A 15,813-nucleotide genomic window follows, 5' to 3' on the forward strand; every position below is an offset into this window, starting at 1 on the left:
GTCCTCTCCCCCGCCCCTCGAGCCGAGGCCGCGCAGCAAGATGGAAGCTCGACCGACCGACCGCCGCTCCCTCGCCGTAATTCTCGCCGCCGGCGAGGGCACGCGCATGAAATCGCGCCGCCCCAAGGTCCTTCACGAGGTCGCCGGGCGGTCCATGCTCGGCCATGTGCTGGCCGCCACGACCGCTCTGGACGAGATCGCCGTCGTCATCGGCGCCGGCAAGGAGGAGGTCGCCGCCGAGGCCCGTCGCCGGCGGCCGGACGCGAAAATCTTCGTTCAGGAAAAGCAGCTCGGCACGGCCCACGCTGTGCTCGCGGCGCGGCAGGCCTTCGACGGAGCGGACGATATCGTCGTGCTCTTCGCCGACACGCCGCTGGTGCGCGCCGAGACGATCGCCGCTTTGCGCGCGGCTCTGGCCGAGGGCGCCGCCGTCGCCGTGCTCGCTTTCGAGGCGGCGGACCCTTTCGGCTATGGCCGCATAATCTGCGACTCGCAGCGACGACCGACGACGATTCGCGAGGAGAAGGATGCGAGCGAGGCCGAGCGCGCCTGCAAGCTCTGCAACGCCGGGCTGATGGCCATCGCCGGCGCGAAGGCGCTCGATCTGCTGGACGGGATCGACGCCACCAATGCGCAGAAAGAATATTATCTCACCGACGTCGTCGCCCGCGCCGCAGCGGCGGGGCTGGAGACGCGGCTCGTGGTCGCCGCGGAGGAGGAGGTTCTCGGCGTCAATGATCGCGTCCAGCTCGCCCGCGCCGAATCGCTCGCCCAGGAGCGCCTCCGCCGCGCGGCCATGCTGGGCGGCGCGACGCTGATCGCCCCGCAGACCATCTTTCTCTCCCATGACACGAAGATCGGCCGCGATGTGACGATCGAGCCCGGCGTCGTCATCAGCCCGGGCGTCGAGATCGCCGATGGCGCGGTCATTCACGCCTATTCGCATCTCGAAGGGGCGCTGGTGGGCGAGCGCGCCACGGTCGGCCCCTATGGGCGGCTGCGGCCGGGCGCAAAGCTCGCGGCGCAAGCCAAGGTCGGCAATTTCGTCGAGATCAAGGGGGCCGAGATCGGCGAAGGGGCCAAGGTCAATCATCTGACCTATATCGGCGACGCTTCCGTCGGCGCGCATTCCAACATCGGCGCCGGCGTCATCACCTGCAATTACGACGGCTTCTTCAAATATCGCACCACCATCGGCGAGAACGCCTTCATCGGCTCCAATTCGGCGCTGGTCGCGCCGGTCACGATCGGCGACGGCGCCTATGTCGGCTCCGGCTCGGTCGTCACCAAGGATGTCTCCGCCGACGCGCTCGCCGTGGCGCGCGGCCGCCAGATGGAGAAGGAAGGCTGGGCGGAGAGCTTCCGCCGCGTCCAGAAGGCGAAGAAGGACAAAAAATAGAGCGCTGTAGAGTTTTGCTCTATAGAGTTGTACCGTGATCCAGCGCCGACGCTCGAGATCGAGCGCGCCGACCGGATTTTTTCATGAATAGCGTCGAATCGGACCCGATGGATGACGGTCGAATCCTCGAACCCCGAGGATTGATCGCTGAAAATATTCTCATTCCCGAAAACGCGACCGGAGAAGAAGATCTGGTCGAGGCGGTCGTCGATTTCGTGAACTGGGCGATGGACGAAGCCCGTCTCGTCCCCGGCGAGATCGCGCAGCAAGCCTTCTGGAGCTATCACTCGGATTATTATCTCGCCCAGGTCAACAACGGCGGCCATCGGCAATTCGCCTTCAACAGCGGCATGTCCGGGCAGACGATCGAGAATTGCCGATGCGGCCTCGCTGCGATGAGCGCGTCGGACCATCTGCAAGTCTTCGAAGAATTTCTCGCTTTCTTGAGCGCCGAACCGGCGCGCCTCGCAGCTCTGAACGAAGAAGTCACGTCGGGAGGCCGGTTTTTCCGAGACTCACTCGCTCCCCTCGACCATCGCTTCTTCGCTCTCGAAGACATGAAGCGAATCCATGCGGCGTGGCTGCGCGCCCTTCCGATCATGCGGCCGCTGCCTCCCGATCGCCTCGCCGCCGAGCGCGACGCTCTGATGCGACGCAATTCTCTGCGCGAGACGCGCGCCGATCTTGTCCGGCGTCGAGCCGACGCCATCTTCGCGAAAGACCCTCTACATGTCGCGGCGCGTGCGACCTGCGCGCGGGACGGCGTGGCGTTTCAATATGTCGGCGTGGGCCAAAAAGCCGGACCGGACAGCATCGCCTGGACATTGGCGACATCCGGCGGGCCGCGCACGCTCGTCATGCGCGGCGACAAAGCCATGCTCTATGCGGGAACCTCTTTGCGGAGCGTGCATTTTTTCCGCGACCCCGCCTCCGCTCCCGTTCCGATCGGCGACGGAGCGGCGCGCCGCGCGCTGATGGAAGAGAAGCCGCGCAAAATTCGCGAGACGGCGCAAGCCGCTTTCACCGAGACGAGCAAGGAGGCGATGCTCGGCGAATTTTTCGCCCAGCCGATGAACACATTCTGTGACACATTGGCTGGGGCCTCGTCGAACGCGCGGGTCGCCATATACGCGCCCTATCTCGCCGAGAATGCGAAATTTCTCGCCCATGTGCCACGCGCCGCTTCGCCGCTTTTCGCGACGCGCGCGGATTACGGGCTGATCCGCCTCATAATCGCCGACACATTGCTCGACGTTGCGCTGGCGGATGAAGCTCTGCCGATCGCGATTCTGGAGCGGCCGGACAGAGGCGCGGCCATGCTCATCAACATAGGCGCGATGGCTGCGGCTGCGGCGGCCGGCTTACGCATCCTCGATCCCGAACGGCTCGCGGCGCTCTCGCGCATCGCGCCAAACGATTTCCTGCGGGAGCGCAACAATGTCGAGGCGCAGCTTTTCGAGATCGCGCATTGGTGGCCCAATGTCGTGCGCAACATCGCCGATGTTCTGCCCGGGACCGGCTTCACCGCTCTGCCCTCGCTCTTCTCCAATGTCCGGCTGCATCACGCCAAAGCGCTCGGCCGGCAATTGGCCCCGACTCTCGGTCTGCTCGTGGAGCATCTGGCGCCGTTCTGGCTCGACTATCCCAAACCGAAGGTCGAGTCCATGATCGAGGCCTATTCCAAAGGCGTCGTCGCTTTCGCGTCGCGATTCGCGAGCTCACGAGCGAAAGCCGAACGATGGACCGCGATCGTGCGTGTGATGCGCACGCGCGTCGCGCGAACGAAGCCGCCTGTCTCGGTCGGCGTGTCCGCATTCGACCCCGGCCGCTTCGGCCTCGAATCAAAAGAAAAATTGGTGGGCGTCGTCGCCGTGGTCGATGACGGGACAGCCTATCGACAAGGGTTTCGTTTACTAAAAGACGGCGAACGCGCGCTTTTGGGCGGGAGCGCCGCCTCGAAGAGCGCGTGAAACTGCTAAGCTCGTCAAAGGCCGGGCCGCGGGCTATGACGAAAGCGGCTGGGCCAACCGTTTTCGGAGAGCTTTCATGTGCGGCATCGTCGGCATTCTCGGACGCGAGCCCGTCGCGCCCTCTCTCGTCGAGGCGCTGAAGCGGCTCGAATATCGCGGCTATGATTCCGCCGGAATCGCCACGCTGGAAAAGGGCAGGCTCACGCGGCTGCGCGCCAGCGGCAAGCTGCGCAATCTCGAGGAGAAGCTTTCCGCCGCGCCTCTGCTGGGGACGAGCGGCATCGGCCACACCCGCTGGGCGACCCACGGCCGCCCGACCGAGACCAACGCCCATCCGCATACGAGCGGCGGGCTCGCCGTGGTCCACAATGGCATCATCGAGAATTTCCGCGAATTGCGCGAGGAACTGACCGGCAAGGGCCATGTCTTCGCCACCGAAACCGATTCGGAGGTGGTCGCCCATCTCGTCGCCGAGGAGCGCGGCAAGGGCGCCCCGCCGCGCGAGGCGGTCGCGGCCACGCTCGCTCGGCTCAATGGCGCTTTCGCTCTCGCCTTCCTCTTCGAGGGCGAGGAGGATCTGCTGATCGGCGCGCGCCGCGGCGCGCCGCTCGCCGCCGGCTGGGGCGACGAAGGCGTCTATCTCGGCTCCGACGCTCTGGCGCTCGCGCCTTTCGCGCGTCAGATCGCCTATCTCGAGGAGGGCGATCATGTCGTGCTGACGCGCGCCGAGATCACTTTCTACGACGCCGCCGGCAAAGTGGCGGAGCGCCGTCGCCAGCCGTTGCAGGCGGGCTCCTTCCTCGTCGACAAGGGCAATTACCGCCATTTCATGGCCAAGGAGATTCACGAGCAGCCGGAGGTCGTCGGCCGCACGCTCTCGCATTATCTCGATCTATCGGCGGGCGAGGTGCGCCTGCCCTTCGCTCTGCCCTTCGACCCGAAAAAACTGTCGCGCGTCACCATATCGGCTTGCGGCACGGCCTATTACGCCGGGCTCATCGCCCGTTATTGGATCGAGCGTCACGCGCGGCTCGCGGTGGATATCGATATCGCCTCGGAGTTCCGCTATCGCGAGGCTCCGCTGGCCGAGAATGGGCTGATGATCGTCGTCTCGCAATCGGGCGAGACGGCCGACACGCTGGCCGCGCTGCGCTACGCCAAGGCGCAGGGCCAGCACATTCTCTCCATCGTCAATGTCGAGACCTCGACCATCGCGCGCGAGAGCGACACTGTGGCGCTGACATTGGCCGGCCCCGAGATCGGCGTCGCCTCGACCAAGGCCTTCACCTGCCAGCTCGCCGTTTTCGCCTGTCTCGCCATAGCGCTCGGCCGCGCCCGCGGCGTGCTGAGCGAGGCGGACGAGAAACGTCTGGTGCGTGAGCTCGCCGCGACGCCGGGCCAGATGGCCGGCGCGCTCGCCCGCGAGGCGAAGGTGGAGCCCGTCGCGCGTGATGTCGCGCGCGCCTCCAGCGTGCTCTATCTCGGTCGCGGCGGCGCATTCCCGCTGGCGCTGGAAGGCGCCCTGAAGCTCAAGGAGCTGTCGTATATTCACGCGGAGGGCTATGCGGCCGGCGAGCTGAAGCACGGGCCGATCGCGCTGATCGACTACGCCATGCCGGTGATCGTGCTCGCGCCGCCGGACGCGACGCTGGAAAAGACCGTCTCCAATCTTCAGGAGGTCGCGGCGCGCGGCGGCCATCTCATTTTCATCGGCTCGGCGGCGGCGCGCGAGGCCGCGGCGGCCGAGCTCGCCGGCTTCATCGAGCTGCCGGAGATGAGCGGCGCCTTCGCGCCGCTGGTCTATGCCGTCCCCGTGCAATTGCTCGCCTATCATGTGGCGGTGTTCATGGGGAAGGATGTCGACCAGCCGCGCAATCTCGCCAAGAGCGTCACTGTGGAGTGACGCTCGGCGACGACGTCACAGCCGCTCGATCTTGCGCGCCGCCTCGTCGATGAGATCGGCGACCTGAAACAGCAGCTCCTTGTCCGGCTCGCCGGCGAGCCGCTGCTGCAGCACGGCCTTCAGATTGCCCATGGCCCGGAACACCGGCCCCGTGTCGACGCCCGCGCTTCTGGCGCGCAGCTCCTCGAAACGGGCGAGCGCCGCCTCCGCCTCCTTGCGATTCTCCGTGAGATGGGCCTTGCCCGCATCGGTGATCGCATAGAGCTTCTTGGCGCCCTCGGTCGGCTGGACCTCCACCTGCCCCAGCTCCTCGAGCAAAGTCAGCGTCGGATAGACGATGCCCGGGCTCGGCGCATAAGCGCCGCCGGTGCGGGTCTCGATCTCGCGGATGACGTCATAGCCATGACGCGGCTCGCTCTCCAGCAGCAGCAGGATCACCAGCCGCAGCTCGCCGCCCTCGAACATGCGCCGCCGTCCGCGGCCGCCGCCGCGCTCGCCGTCGCCATGCCGCGAGCCAAATCGCGACCCGCCATCTCCGCCGAAGCCGCGATGGCCGCCACGTCCGCCCCGGCCGAAAGTCTCATCCCCGCCGCCGCGCATCGCGCGCAGCGCAAAAGCCGGATGCTCGGCGGATCCCCAGAAGTGATGATGCTTCATAAACATGTCTCCTTTTGTTTAGACGCATCTAAGATATATCTTATAACGGTCTCGTCAACCCCTTCCTCGAAAGGCCGCGTCGAGCGCGAATCGCTTGACTCGCGCCCCCGCAATGCCCCACCCCACGCCGATGAGCACGCCCTTCGACGACATTCGCGATCTTTTCGCCGATCTCCCCGCCCCCTGCCATGACAGCGCCCTCGCCGTGCGGCGGCGCGACGCCGAACTGACCAAGCCGCCGGGATCGCTCGGTCGGCTCGAGGAAATCGTCGAATGGCTGGCCGCATGGCAGGGCCGCGCCGAGCCGCGGATCGAGCGGCCGCTCGTCGCCGTCTTCGCGGGCAATCACGGCGTCACGGCCAAGGGCGTCTCCGCCTTTCCCGCCGCCGTCACGCGGCAGATGCTCGACAATTTCACCGCTGGCGGGGCGGCGATCAATCAGATCTGCAAGGCCCATGGAATCGGCCTCAAGGTCTTCGAGCTGGCGCTCGACCATCCGACGCGCGACTTCACGGAAGCCCCCGCGATGGAGGAGCGCGAGGCCGCCGGCACTCTGGTCTATGGCATGGAGGCGGTGGACGGCGGGATCGATCTGCTCGCGCCGGGCGAGATGGGCATAGGCAACACCAGCTCGGCGGCGGCGATCTACGCCGCGCTCTATGGCGGGCCCGCCGCGCGCTGGACCGGGCGCGGAACCGGCCTCGACGATGAAGGGCTCGCGCGCAAGAACGCGGTCATCGACGCGGCGCTGGCCTTTCACGCCGGCCATTTGTCCGACCCTTTGGAGATTTTGCGCCGGCTCGGCGGGCGCGAGATCGCCGGCATGATGGGCGCCATTCTCGCGGCGCGACGCAATCGCGTCCCGGTTCTGCTCGACGGCTATGTCGCCTGCGCGGCGGCGGCGCTGCTGCACGCCATGAATGCGGACGCAATTTCCCATTGCTTCGCCGGCCATGTCTCGGCGGAAGGCGCGCATAGGGATGTGCTGGAGCGGCTCGGCAAGAAGCCGCTGCTCGATCTCGGCATGAGGCTCGGAGAGGGCTCCGGCGCGGCGCTGGCCATCGGCCTCGTCAAGGCGGCGCTGGCCTGCCACAGCGGCATGGCGACTTTCTCGAGCGCCGGCGTCAGCGGCAAGGACGCATAATTTCGCGGTCGAGCCGTCCTCGCAGACGCCCATTGGCGGCAAATTAATCTTTGTCCCCTTGCATGGCGGCGCCGCCCCTTTCAGCGGGGCGAAAGGCGATCTCGACAGCGATGACGCGCAGCAGAAAGAGACGATGCCTCGCCTTCATCATCGTCTTCACGGCGGCGGCGGGCGCGCTCTGGCCGCATGTCGCCGGGGTGGCGGCGATGGCGACGGCTTTCGTGGGCGTGCTGCATCTCGCCGTGCTGGCCTATGAGGAGATCGCCTTTCCGCAATATAGCGACGACATGAGCCCGGAGGATTACGAGCATTTCTGCGCGGCGCTGCTGCGCGAGGCGAGATGGAGCGCGCGGGTCACGCAGCTGAGCGGCGATCAGGGCGTCGATATCGTCGCGGAGAAACGCGGGCGCAGGATCGTCGTCCAGTGCAAGAAATATTCGAAGCCGGTCGGCAACAGGGCCGTGCAGGAGATCGTCGCCGCCATCGCCCATGAGGAGGCTGAGCGCGGAATCGTCGTCGCCACCAAGGGCTATACGGCGAGCGCGGTGCAGCTCGCCGCCTCCAATGAGGTGCTGCTGCTGCATCATTGCGAGCTGACGAAGATCGACCGGCTGCTCAGGCGGCCTCTTCTATCGGCGTGACGCTGACGCTGACGTCGAGCTTCTGCTTTCCCGCGGCGAAAATCACGCCGTCGATCGGCGAGACATCGGCGTAATCGCGGCCACGCGCGATGACGACATGATCGTTCAAAGCCAGAATGGCGTTGGTCGGATCGACGCCGAGCCAGCCGAACTCGCGCCCGCACCAGACCGAAATCCAGGCGTGCGAGGCGTCGGCGCCCTCGAGCTTCACCGCGCCCGGCGGCGGAATGGTGCGGATATAGCCGCTGACATAGGCCGCCGGCAGACCGAGGCCGCGCAGCGCGGCGATCATGATGTGGGTGAAATCCTGGCAGACGCCGCTGCGCTTGTCGAAAGCCTGCGCCAGCGGCATTGCGACATGGGTCGCGTTGGGATCGTAGAGAAAATCGCGATGGATCCGCCGCATCAGCTCGACCGCGCCAGCCAGCATCGGCCGGCCGGGCGGAAAGCTCTCGCGCGCATACGCCGTCGCGGGCTCGTAGAGCGGGGCGAGCCGGCTCGGAAAGATGAAATGCGCCGGCGCGTCGGGTCCGAGCGAGGGCGTCTCCAGCGCCTCTGCGCGCACGACCTCCCAAGGCGGCGTCAGCGCCTCGGCGGGCGGGGCGGCGCGCTCGACGCGCACGCGCGCGCTCATCGCTATGCCGAGCTTCACATGGGGCGCGTCGAGCTGCGCCTCGGCGACGCGATTGCCGTAGAAATCGACGCGCTCGCGCCAGTCGTGCGGCGCAGGCGTGATGTCGATGCGGCCGAAGACGACGCGCTGGCCGGCGTCGTCGCGCGGCAATAAGCGCAAAGCGCAGCGCGCCGCGGCGACGGGCGCCTCGTAGCTGTAGGTCGTCACATGGGTGATGTCGTAGATCACGCTAACCGGATCGGCTCTTCGAAATGGGCCGCATTGGAGCCCTGCAGGAAGTAGCGGGCGGCGAGCGCATCCGCAAGGCTCATCAAGCGCTGCTCCAGGGTGAAGATTTTGGCGGCGTCCAGCTCGGCGGCGTTCGCCACCTCTATCTCCGCGCGCAATTTCACGGCGAGACGGCGCGGCGCCTCCAGCAATCCGTCGTGACGCAGGGTCGGCAGAGAGGAGAGATGCTCCTCTATCTTGGCCACCTGAAAGCCGACCGAGCGTGGATTATAGGGATCGAGCACCGCCATATCGAGCACGGGCGCGAGAGCGGCGCCGGCGAGATAGCGTGAGCGATAGGTGATCTGCGAATCGATCAGCTCGAGCAGAGTGTCGAGGCTGTCGATGGTCGCGCCCTCGTCGGCGAATTGGCGGGAGAAGCGGCAGGCGTTGATCGCCCGCTCGACGCGCTTGCCGAGATCGAGGAAGCACCAGCCGGCGACGCGGTTGAAATTCTCGTCGATGAGGCCGGAGAGCGCCGCCAATATATGCAGCGATTGCTCGACGCCCTCGAGCACTTCCGGCTCCGAGGCCGGGCCGTGAGAGAAATCGTCGAGCCGCGCCTCCAGCAGGCGGACGAGATGCCAAATATCCTGCGACAGGCGCTCGCGCACGATGGAGGCGGCGTGCTTGGCCGCGCGGGCGATGGAGAGGGCGGAGCCGGCCGTCTCGGCGCCGCTGGCGGCGGCGAGGGCGAGCTCGGCCGCCGAGAGGCGCGGGTCGCGCGTCGGCGCGGCGCCCCAGGCGAGCAGCACGCGCTCCAGCCGCTCGATCGGCTGGCGGCCGCTGTAATTGGGCGCATCCGCCTCGGTGAGGCGATTGCAGAGCGAGCGCACCAGCCGCAGCGTCGCCTCGGCGCGCTCGAAATAGCGGCCCATCCAGAAGAGATTGTCGGCGGCGCGGCTCGGCAGATCGCCGACCATGCGGACGATCTCGACATCGTCGCTCGTCGGCAGCAGAGTGGAATTGTCGGTCGGCCGATCGCCGAGCACCCAGACATCGGCCGATTGCGCGCCCGCCCCCATGGAGATGGCGCGCACATCGAGACGATCCGACACGCGGCAGAAGCCGCCCGGCATCACCCGCCAGCCATCCGCCGTGGCGGCGGCGAAGACGCGCAGCGCGAAGGGGCGCGGAACCAGCGCGCCATCCTTCCAGACCGGCGTCGTCGAGAGCTGCACGACCTCCTGGCCGACATAATCCATGCCGCGGGCGCGCATCGCCTCGGTGAGACGCGCCCGCTCGGCGGCGTCGAACTCGGCCCCCAGCGCCACGCGGCGGCCGGGAAAGCCGGCGAGATGCTCGCCGAAGGCGGGGGCGACGGCGCGGTCCTCGAGCGAGGCGAGCACGGCGTCGCGGGCCTCGTCCTGGCCACACCACCATGTCGCGATATTGGCGAGGCGCAGATCCTCGCCGAGCAGGCGGCGGGCGATGGCCGGCAGAAAGGAGAGCAGAGCGCGCGATTCGATGAGGCCGGCGCCCGGCATATTGGCGATGGTGACATTGCCCTCGCGAATCGTGTCGAGCAGTCCCGGCACGCCGAGATGCGAGGCGGCGTTCAGCTCCAGCGGATCGCACCAATCGGCGTCGACTCTGCGCCACACCACATCGACGCGCTTCAGCCCGGCGATGGTGCGCACATGCAGCTTGCGCTCGCTGGTGACGAGATCGGCGCCTTCGACCAGCAGAAAACCGAGATAGCGCGCGAGGCTCACCTGCTCGGAATAGGATTCGCTGAACGGGCCGGGCGTCAGCAGGCAGATGCGCGGGTCCTTCTGTTGCGCGGCCTTGGCGAGGGCGGCGCGGAAATCGCGGAAGAAGGGCGCGAGCCGCTCGACCTTCATGTCGCGATAGAGGCGCGGGAAGGTGCGCGCCATCACCAGCCGATTCTCCAGCGAATAGCCGGCGCCCGAGGGCGCCTGGGCGCGGTCGCCGAGCACCCACCAGCGTCCGTCCGGGCCACGGCCGATCTCGGCGGCGTAAAAGCGCAGCCAGCGTCCGCCCGGCGGCGTCGCGCCGCTCATCGGGCGAATGTAATCCGGCGAGCCGGCGACGACCGCCGCCGGCAGCGCGCCCTCCTTGACGAGGCGCTGCTCGCCATAGGCGTCGCGCAGCACCATGTCGAGCAGCTCGGCGCGCTGGGCGACGCCCGCGGCGATCTCGCGCCATTCGGCCTGCGGCAGCAGCAGCGGCAGCCGGCTCAGCGGCCAGGTGCGCTCTTTGTTTTCGCCGAGCACGCGATAGGAGACGCCCATGTCGCGGATGCGACGTCCGGCGGCGGCGAAACGATCGTCTATATCCTCGCGGCTGAGGCCTCCCAGCGTGTCGAGCAGGCTCGCCCAATGGGGACGCACGCGTCCGTCCGGGCCGACCAGCTCGTCCGGCACGCCCTTCGGCGGCGCATAACGGGCGATCCAGGAGGCGACTCGCCGCGCCGCTTCTCCCGTGCTCGCATCGATCGTCCGCTCAGCCGGCACAACTCCTCCGCAGGTCCAAAGTCAGCGGGAACTCTCCCGCCGGCTCCTCGCGCGGCGGCCTCACCCTGCCGGGCGTATGGCCGTGATCCTGGAACCGCGCCAGCCTGCGAGCCTCCGCCTCATGGGAGTTTACCGGAAAAGTGTCGTAGCTGCGACCGCCCGGATGCGCCGTGTGATAGACGCAGCCGCCGAGCGAGCGCTCGCTCCAGCTGTCTATCACGTCGAAGGTCAGCGGCGAGTGGACTGGGATGGTCGGCTGCATTCCCGAGGCCGGCTGCCAGGCCTTGAAGCGCACGCCCGCCACCGCCTCCCCCGAGGCGCCGGCGCTGGCCATGGGCACGCGGCGGCCGTTGCAGGCGATCACATGGCGGCCGGGGACGAAGCCCTTGGCCTTCACCTCGACGCGCTCCACCGAGGAATCGACGAAGCGCGCCGTGCCGCCGGCGACGCCTTCCTCGCCCAGCACATGCCAGGGCTCCAGCGCCTGCCGAATCTCGAGCTCCACCCCGCCATGTTCGACGCGGCCGGCGAGCGGGCAGCGGAATTCCTTCTGCGCCTCGAACCATTCCGGCTCGAAAGCATAGCCCGCCCCCTGCAGATCGCCGAGCACGTCGAGGAAATCGCGCCAAACGAAATGCGGCAGCATGAAGCGGTCGTGCAGCGCCGTTCCCCAGCGCACCAGCCCGCCCCTCTGCGGCTCGCGCCAGAACCAGGCGACGAGCGCGCGCAGCAGCAATTGCTGCGCGAGGCTCATGCGCGCGTCCGGCGGCATCTCGAAAGAGCGGAACTCGACGAGGCCGAGGCGTCCGGTCGGACTGTCCGGCGAATAGAGCTTGTCGATGCAGATTTCGGCGCGATGCGTGTTGCCGGTCACGTCGACGAGCAGATTGCGGAACAGGCGATCGACGATCCAGGGCGGGAAATTCGTCGTCCCCGCCTCCGGCACATTGGCGAGCGCGATCTCCATCTCATAGAGCGAATCGTGACGCGCCTCGTCGAGCCGCGGCGCCTGGCTCGTCGGACCGATGAAGAGGCCCGAGAAGAGATAGGAGAGCGACGGATGGCGCTGCCAATAGAGCACGAGGCTCTTGAGCAGATCCGGCCGGCGCAGGAAGGGCGAATCGAAAGGCGTGCGGCCGCCGAGCACGACATGATTGCCGCCGCCGGAGCCGGTCTGGCGGCCGTCGATCAGGAATTTATCGGCCGTCAGCCGCGATTGCCGGGCGTCCTCATAGAGGCCCGTGGTGGTGGCGACGGCGTCGCGCCATGTGTCGCCCGGATGGATGTTCACCTCGATGACGCCGGGGTCCGGCGTGACCTTGATGACCTCGAGGCGCGGATCGACCGGCGGCGGATAGCCCTCGATGTGAACCGGCAGATTCATCGCCTTGGCGGTCGCCTCCACCGCGGTCAGCAGCTCGAGATAATCCTCGAGCGTCGAAACCGGCGGCATGAAGACGCAGAGCACGCCGTCGCGCGGCTCGACGGCCAGCGCGGTGCGCACCGCGCCTTCGACGATGAATTGCTCGCTCTGCTCCTGACGATCATAGAGCGCGCTGCTCTCGTAGATCTGCTGGAATTGCGCGGGATCGGGCAGCGGCGCGCGCGGCTCGCTCGGATCCTGCTGCCAGCTATAGGGATAGGCGCTCGGCGGAATCCACGGCAGCGAGCTGATCGGCAGGCGCAGGCCGATCGGCGAATCGCCCGGCGCGAGAAAGAGCCGTCCGCGCCGCAGCGGCCAGCGCTCCGACACCCAGCGCCGCTCGGCGCGGGCGTTCCAGCGCTGGACGGGCAGAACGAAGCCCGCGGGCTTGGACAGGCCGCGCTCGAAGGCGCGCAACATGCGGGCGCGCTCCTCCGCGTCGTCGATCTTCGAATCGAGCGGATCGACATTGACAGGGAGCGAGCCCTCCTTCAGCAGCCAATGAGAGGGGTCCTCGAAGGCCGGGATCACATAGCGCCGGCCGAGCCCCAGACGCTCGGAGAGATCGACGACGAACTCCTCGCCCTGCTGAATCGTCGGGATTTGGGTCGAGCCGATGCGGGTGACGAGCTCGGGGTCGCGCCAGACCGGCTTGCCGTCCTTGCGCCAATAGATCGCGAAGGCCCAACGCGGCAGGCTCTCGCCCGGATACCATTTGCCCTGCCCGTAATGCAGAAAGCCGCCTTTGGCGAAACGCTCGTGCAGGCGCCGCACCAGATCGTCGGCGCGGGCGCGCTTGGTGGGGCCGACGGCGGCGGTGTTCCATTCCGGCGCCTGGAAATCGTCGATGGAGACGAAGGTCGGCTCGCCGCCCATTGTGAGGCGCATATCCTGAGCACGGATATCTTCGTCGACCTTCTCACCGAGCGCGTCGAGCCTCGCCCAGGATTCGTCCGAGAAAGGCGCGGTGATGCGCGGCGCCTCGCGGATGCGCTGCACCCTCATCTCGAAACCGAACTCGACCTCCGCCGGCTCGACGACGCCGGAGAGCGGCGCGGCGGAGCGATAATGCGGCGCGCTGCACAAAGGCAGATGCCCCTCGCCGCAGAAGAGGCCGGAGGTGGCGTCCATGCCGATCCAGCCGGCGCCGGGAATATAGACCTCGGCCCAGGCGTGCAGATCGGTGAAATCATGATCGGTTCCGGTCGGGCCCTCGATCGGATCGACGTCCGCCTTCAATTGAATGAGATAGCCGGAGACGAAACGCGCCGCGAGGCCGAGGCGGCGCAATATCTGCACGAGCAGCCAGGCCGAGTCGCGGCAGGAGCCGGTCCCGGCGGCGAGCGTCTCGTCCGGCGCCTGCACGCCGGGCTCCATGCGGATCACATAGCGAATGTCGCGTTGCAGCCGCGCATTGAGCGCGACGAGGAAGGGAACGATCGCGACCGCCTCGCGCGGGCGCACGGCCTCGACGAAGGCCTCGGTCAGCGGCCCCAGCTCCTCCGCCTCGAGACAGGAGGCGAGCTCGGTCCGCAGCTCCTGCGGATAGGCGAAGGGAAAGCTCTCGGCATAAGGTTCGACGAAAAAGTCGAAAGGGTTGTAGACGGCGATTTCCGCATGGAGGTCGACCTCGATGCGGAATTCCTCCGCCTTCTCCGGAAAGACGAGGCGCGCCAGCCAATTGCCATGCGGGTCCTGCTGCCAGTTGATGAAATGCTCGGCGGGCGCGATCTTGAGCGAATAGCTCGGCACGCGGGTGCGGCAATGGGGCGCCGGCCGCAGCCTTATCACCTGCGGCCCGAGCGCGACCGGCCGGTCGTATTTGTAATGGGTGAGATGGTGGAGCGCGACCTTGATCGACACGGGAGCTGCTGCGCCTCCTCGAAGCGACGCCGGAAAGGGCGACGGGCGATTAGCTTATGCGCTCGGCGCCCTGTCAATCGCGCGAGCGGGAAAGCGCGGCTGTTTGCCGGAAATTGCCGCATGACGCATTCCGCCGGGGCGGCGGGCGCCGACCAATTCGGCGCCCTTTTTCACGCTCACGAATCATTGGCGGCGGAAGGCGGCGGCGGCTCGTCCGCGAAGACGACGCCGCCGCGCCCGCTGCGTTTCATCCGGTAGAGCGCGGCGTCGGCGCGGGCGATGAGCTGCTCGAGCGTCATGCCGTCGCGGGGCGCGATCGCCACGCCTATGCTGACGCCGATCTGAATTGTGCGCCCTTCGATCTCATAAGGCGCGCCGAGGGCGCGAATGATGCGATGGGCGAGCAGCAGCGCCTCGCCCGGCCGCCGAAGCTCGGTCTGCAGCACGACGAATTCGTCGCCGCCGAGCCGCGCCGCCGTATCCTCCCGGCGCACCGCCGACGACAGGCGGCCTGCCGCGGCGCGCAGCAGCATGTCGCCGGTCAAATGGCCGTAAGAATCGTTGACGGCTTTGAAGCGGTCGAGATCGAGGCAGAGGATCGCCAGAAGATCGCCCTCCTCGCTCAGGCCGGCGACGGCGGCGTCGAATCGGTCGCGCAGTTCGACGCGATTGGAGAGGCCGGTCAGATCGTCGCGCCGCGCCATAATGGCGAAATCGAGCTTGGAGACGATCTGCCGGACCGCCCCCTCGTAAGTCACCGAGGCCCAGCCGAGCCCGGCGAGCGCGAAGCCGGTCAGCAGCAGCGCCTGCAAGGCGAAGCCGACAGCGACATGAATGTCGGTCGCCTGCGCCGCGCGATCGAGGCAGCCGGCGATGGTCGGCGTCGCCGACAGAGCGATGCCGATGCCGCATAGTCGCGGTCGAAAGGCGACATTGGAGAGCACGCCGCCGGCAAAGACGAAGGCCATGCCCGAGGTCAGCATCGGCACCAGCGCCGAATCGACGGGATGCGCCGAGAACAAGCCGCGCGCATTGATCGCGCCGAGCAGCGCGGCGAAGGAAAAAAGCCCGAGGGCGAAGCGCCTCTCCCAGAGCCGCGCCTCATCGGCGACGATCGTCGCCTCGGCCGTGCGCCGCCGATAGGCGAGCACCATGAAAACGCTCGCGACATCCACAGCCATGGCGGCGAAGGTCAAAACGAGCAGCACGATATCCTGCTTGCGCGAGGCGAGCAGCAGGCCGACGCAGGCCAGAGCGACGCCCATGAAGACCACGGGCAGCGCCGGGCGCACGACCATATCGACGAGCTCGACATAAGCCGCGTCGGGTAGCCGCTCCGAGCTTCGAGAAGTTTGTCCTAACCGCCGCCACATGCGCACCGCCAACGCGGTCTCATCTATGGCCGACGAAATCGAAGTCCAGCCCTGCCGGGGGA

10 protein-coding genes are annotated in these 15,813 nt (G+C 67.6%); 5 read left to right on the forward strand and 5 right to left on the reverse strand.

Annotated elements, in window-relative coordinates; all coding sequences use genetic code 11:
* Positions 1–40 precede the first annotated feature (40 nt).
* The 3 genes from glmU (at position 41) to glmS (ending at position 5,272) form a co-directional block, all read left to right on the forward strand.
* Positions 41–1,399 (forward strand): bifunctional UDP-N-acetylglucosamine diphosphorylase/glucosamine-1-phosphate N-acetyltransferase GlmU, encoded by a 1,359-nt coding sequence (glmU, locus tag FMZ75_RS09395; RefSeq protein ID WP_166142411.1) that lies wholly within the window; start codon positions 41–43, stop codon positions 1,397–1,399.
* A gap of 140 nt (positions 1,400–1,539) precedes the next feature.
* The gene (locus FMZ75_RS09400) at positions 1,540–3,369 is read left to right on the forward strand and encodes a DMP19 family protein (RefSeq protein ID WP_166142414.1); all 1,830 of its coding nucleotides are present in this window, start codon (positions 1,540–1,542) and stop codon (positions 3,367–3,369) included.
* A 76-nt stretch (positions 3,370–3,445) separates the two neighbouring features.
* The gene (glmS, locus tag FMZ75_RS09405) at positions 3,446–5,272 is read left to right on the forward strand and encodes a glutamine--fructose-6-phosphate transaminase (isomerizing) (RefSeq protein WP_166142416.1); all 1,827 of its coding nucleotides are present in this window, start codon (positions 3,446–3,448) and stop codon (positions 5,270–5,272) included.
* Between the two features lie 15 nt (positions 5,273–5,287).
* Here glmS and FMZ75_RS09410 read toward each other — a convergent pair whose 3' ends face one another.
* Positions 5,288–5,929, reverse strand: a complete 642-nt coding sequence (locus FMZ75_RS09410; RefSeq protein WP_166142418.1) for a PadR family transcriptional regulator — start codon at positions 5,927–5,929, stop codon at positions 5,288–5,290.
* Positions 5,930–6,041: 112 nt separating this feature from the next.
* Here FMZ75_RS09410 and cobT point away from each other — a divergent pair, with 112 nt between their 5' ends.
* Positions 6,042–7,073, forward strand: a complete 1,032-nt coding sequence (cobT, locus tag FMZ75_RS09415) for a nicotinate-nucleotide--dimethylbenzimidazole phosphoribosyltransferase (protein ID WP_246659649.1) — start codon at positions 6,042–6,044, stop codon at positions 7,071–7,073.
* A 110-nt stretch (positions 7,074–7,183) separates the two neighbouring features.
* A complete protein-coding gene (locus FMZ75_RS09420) occupies positions 7,184–7,714 on the forward strand; it encodes a restriction endonuclease (protein ID WP_246659650.1) in 531 nt (176 codons plus the stop codon).
* Here FMZ75_RS09420 and FMZ75_RS09425 read toward each other — a convergent pair.
* The 4 genes from FMZ75_RS09425 to FMZ75_RS09440 all read right to left on the reverse strand — a co-directional run bounded on the left by FMZ75_RS09425 (position 7,689) and on the right by FMZ75_RS09440 (position 15,676).
* Complete coding sequence (locus FMZ75_RS09425) at positions 7,689–8,576, reverse strand: transglutaminase family protein (RefSeq protein WP_142861292.1); 888 nt, start codon at positions 8,574–8,576, stop codon at positions 7,689–7,691. The genes FMZ75_RS09420 and FMZ75_RS09425 overlap by 26 nt on opposite strands.
* Positions 8,573–11,092, reverse strand: coding sequence for a circularly permuted type 2 ATP-grasp protein (locus tag FMZ75_RS09430; RefSeq protein ID WP_142861293.1), 2,520 nt, complete (start codon positions 11,090–11,092; stop codon positions 8,573–8,575). Before FMZ75_RS09430 ends, FMZ75_RS09425 begins: the two co-directional genes overlap by 4 nt.
* Entirely contained in the window at positions 11,082–14,378 is a 3,297-nt protein-coding gene (locus tag FMZ75_RS09435) for a transglutaminase family protein (protein WP_166142420.1), read from the reverse strand. The genes FMZ75_RS09430 and FMZ75_RS09435 overlap by 11 nt, the downstream gene beginning before the upstream one ends.
* A 176-nt stretch (positions 14,379–14,554) precedes the next feature.
* The gene (locus FMZ75_RS09440; RefSeq protein WP_246728876.1) at positions 14,555–15,676 is read right to left on the reverse strand and encodes a GGDEF domain-containing protein; all 1,122 of its coding nucleotides are present in this window, start codon (positions 15,674–15,676) and stop codon (positions 14,555–14,557) included.
* Positions 15,677–15,813: the final 137 nt, after the last annotated feature.

It is taken from the genome of Methylosinus sp. RM1, assembly GCF_011378635.1.
GTDB lineage: Bacteria > Pseudomonadota > Alphaproteobacteria > Rhizobiales > Beijerinckiaceae > Methylosinus > Methylosinus sporium.

What these genes read in the sequence shown, in the direction of transcription:
- FMZ75_RS09420 (WP_246659650.1), top strand. Translation starts at nt 7,184, where the DNA reads ATGACGCGCAGCAGAAAGAGACGATGCCTCGCCTTCATCATCGTCTTC.
- cobT (WP_246659649.1), top strand. Translation starts at nt 6,042, where the DNA reads ATGCCCCACCCCACGCCGATGAGCACGCCCTTCGACGACATTCGCGAT.
- glmU (WP_166142411.1), top strand. Translation starts at nt 41, where the DNA reads ATGGAAGCTCGACCGACCGACCGCCGCTCCCTCGCCGTAATTCTCGCC.
- FMZ75_RS09440 (WP_246728876.1), bottom strand. Translation starts at nt 15,676, where the DNA reads ATGGTCGTGCGCCCGGCGCTGCCCGTGGTCTTCATGGGCGTCGCTCTG.
- FMZ75_RS09410 (WP_166142418.1), bottom strand. Translation starts at nt 5,929, where the DNA reads ATGAAGCATCATCACTTCTGGGGATCCGCCGAGCATCCGGCTTTTGCG.
- glmS (WP_166142416.1), top strand. Translation starts at nt 3,446, where the DNA reads ATGTGCGGCATCGTCGGCATTCTCGGACGCGAGCCCGTCGCGCCCTCT.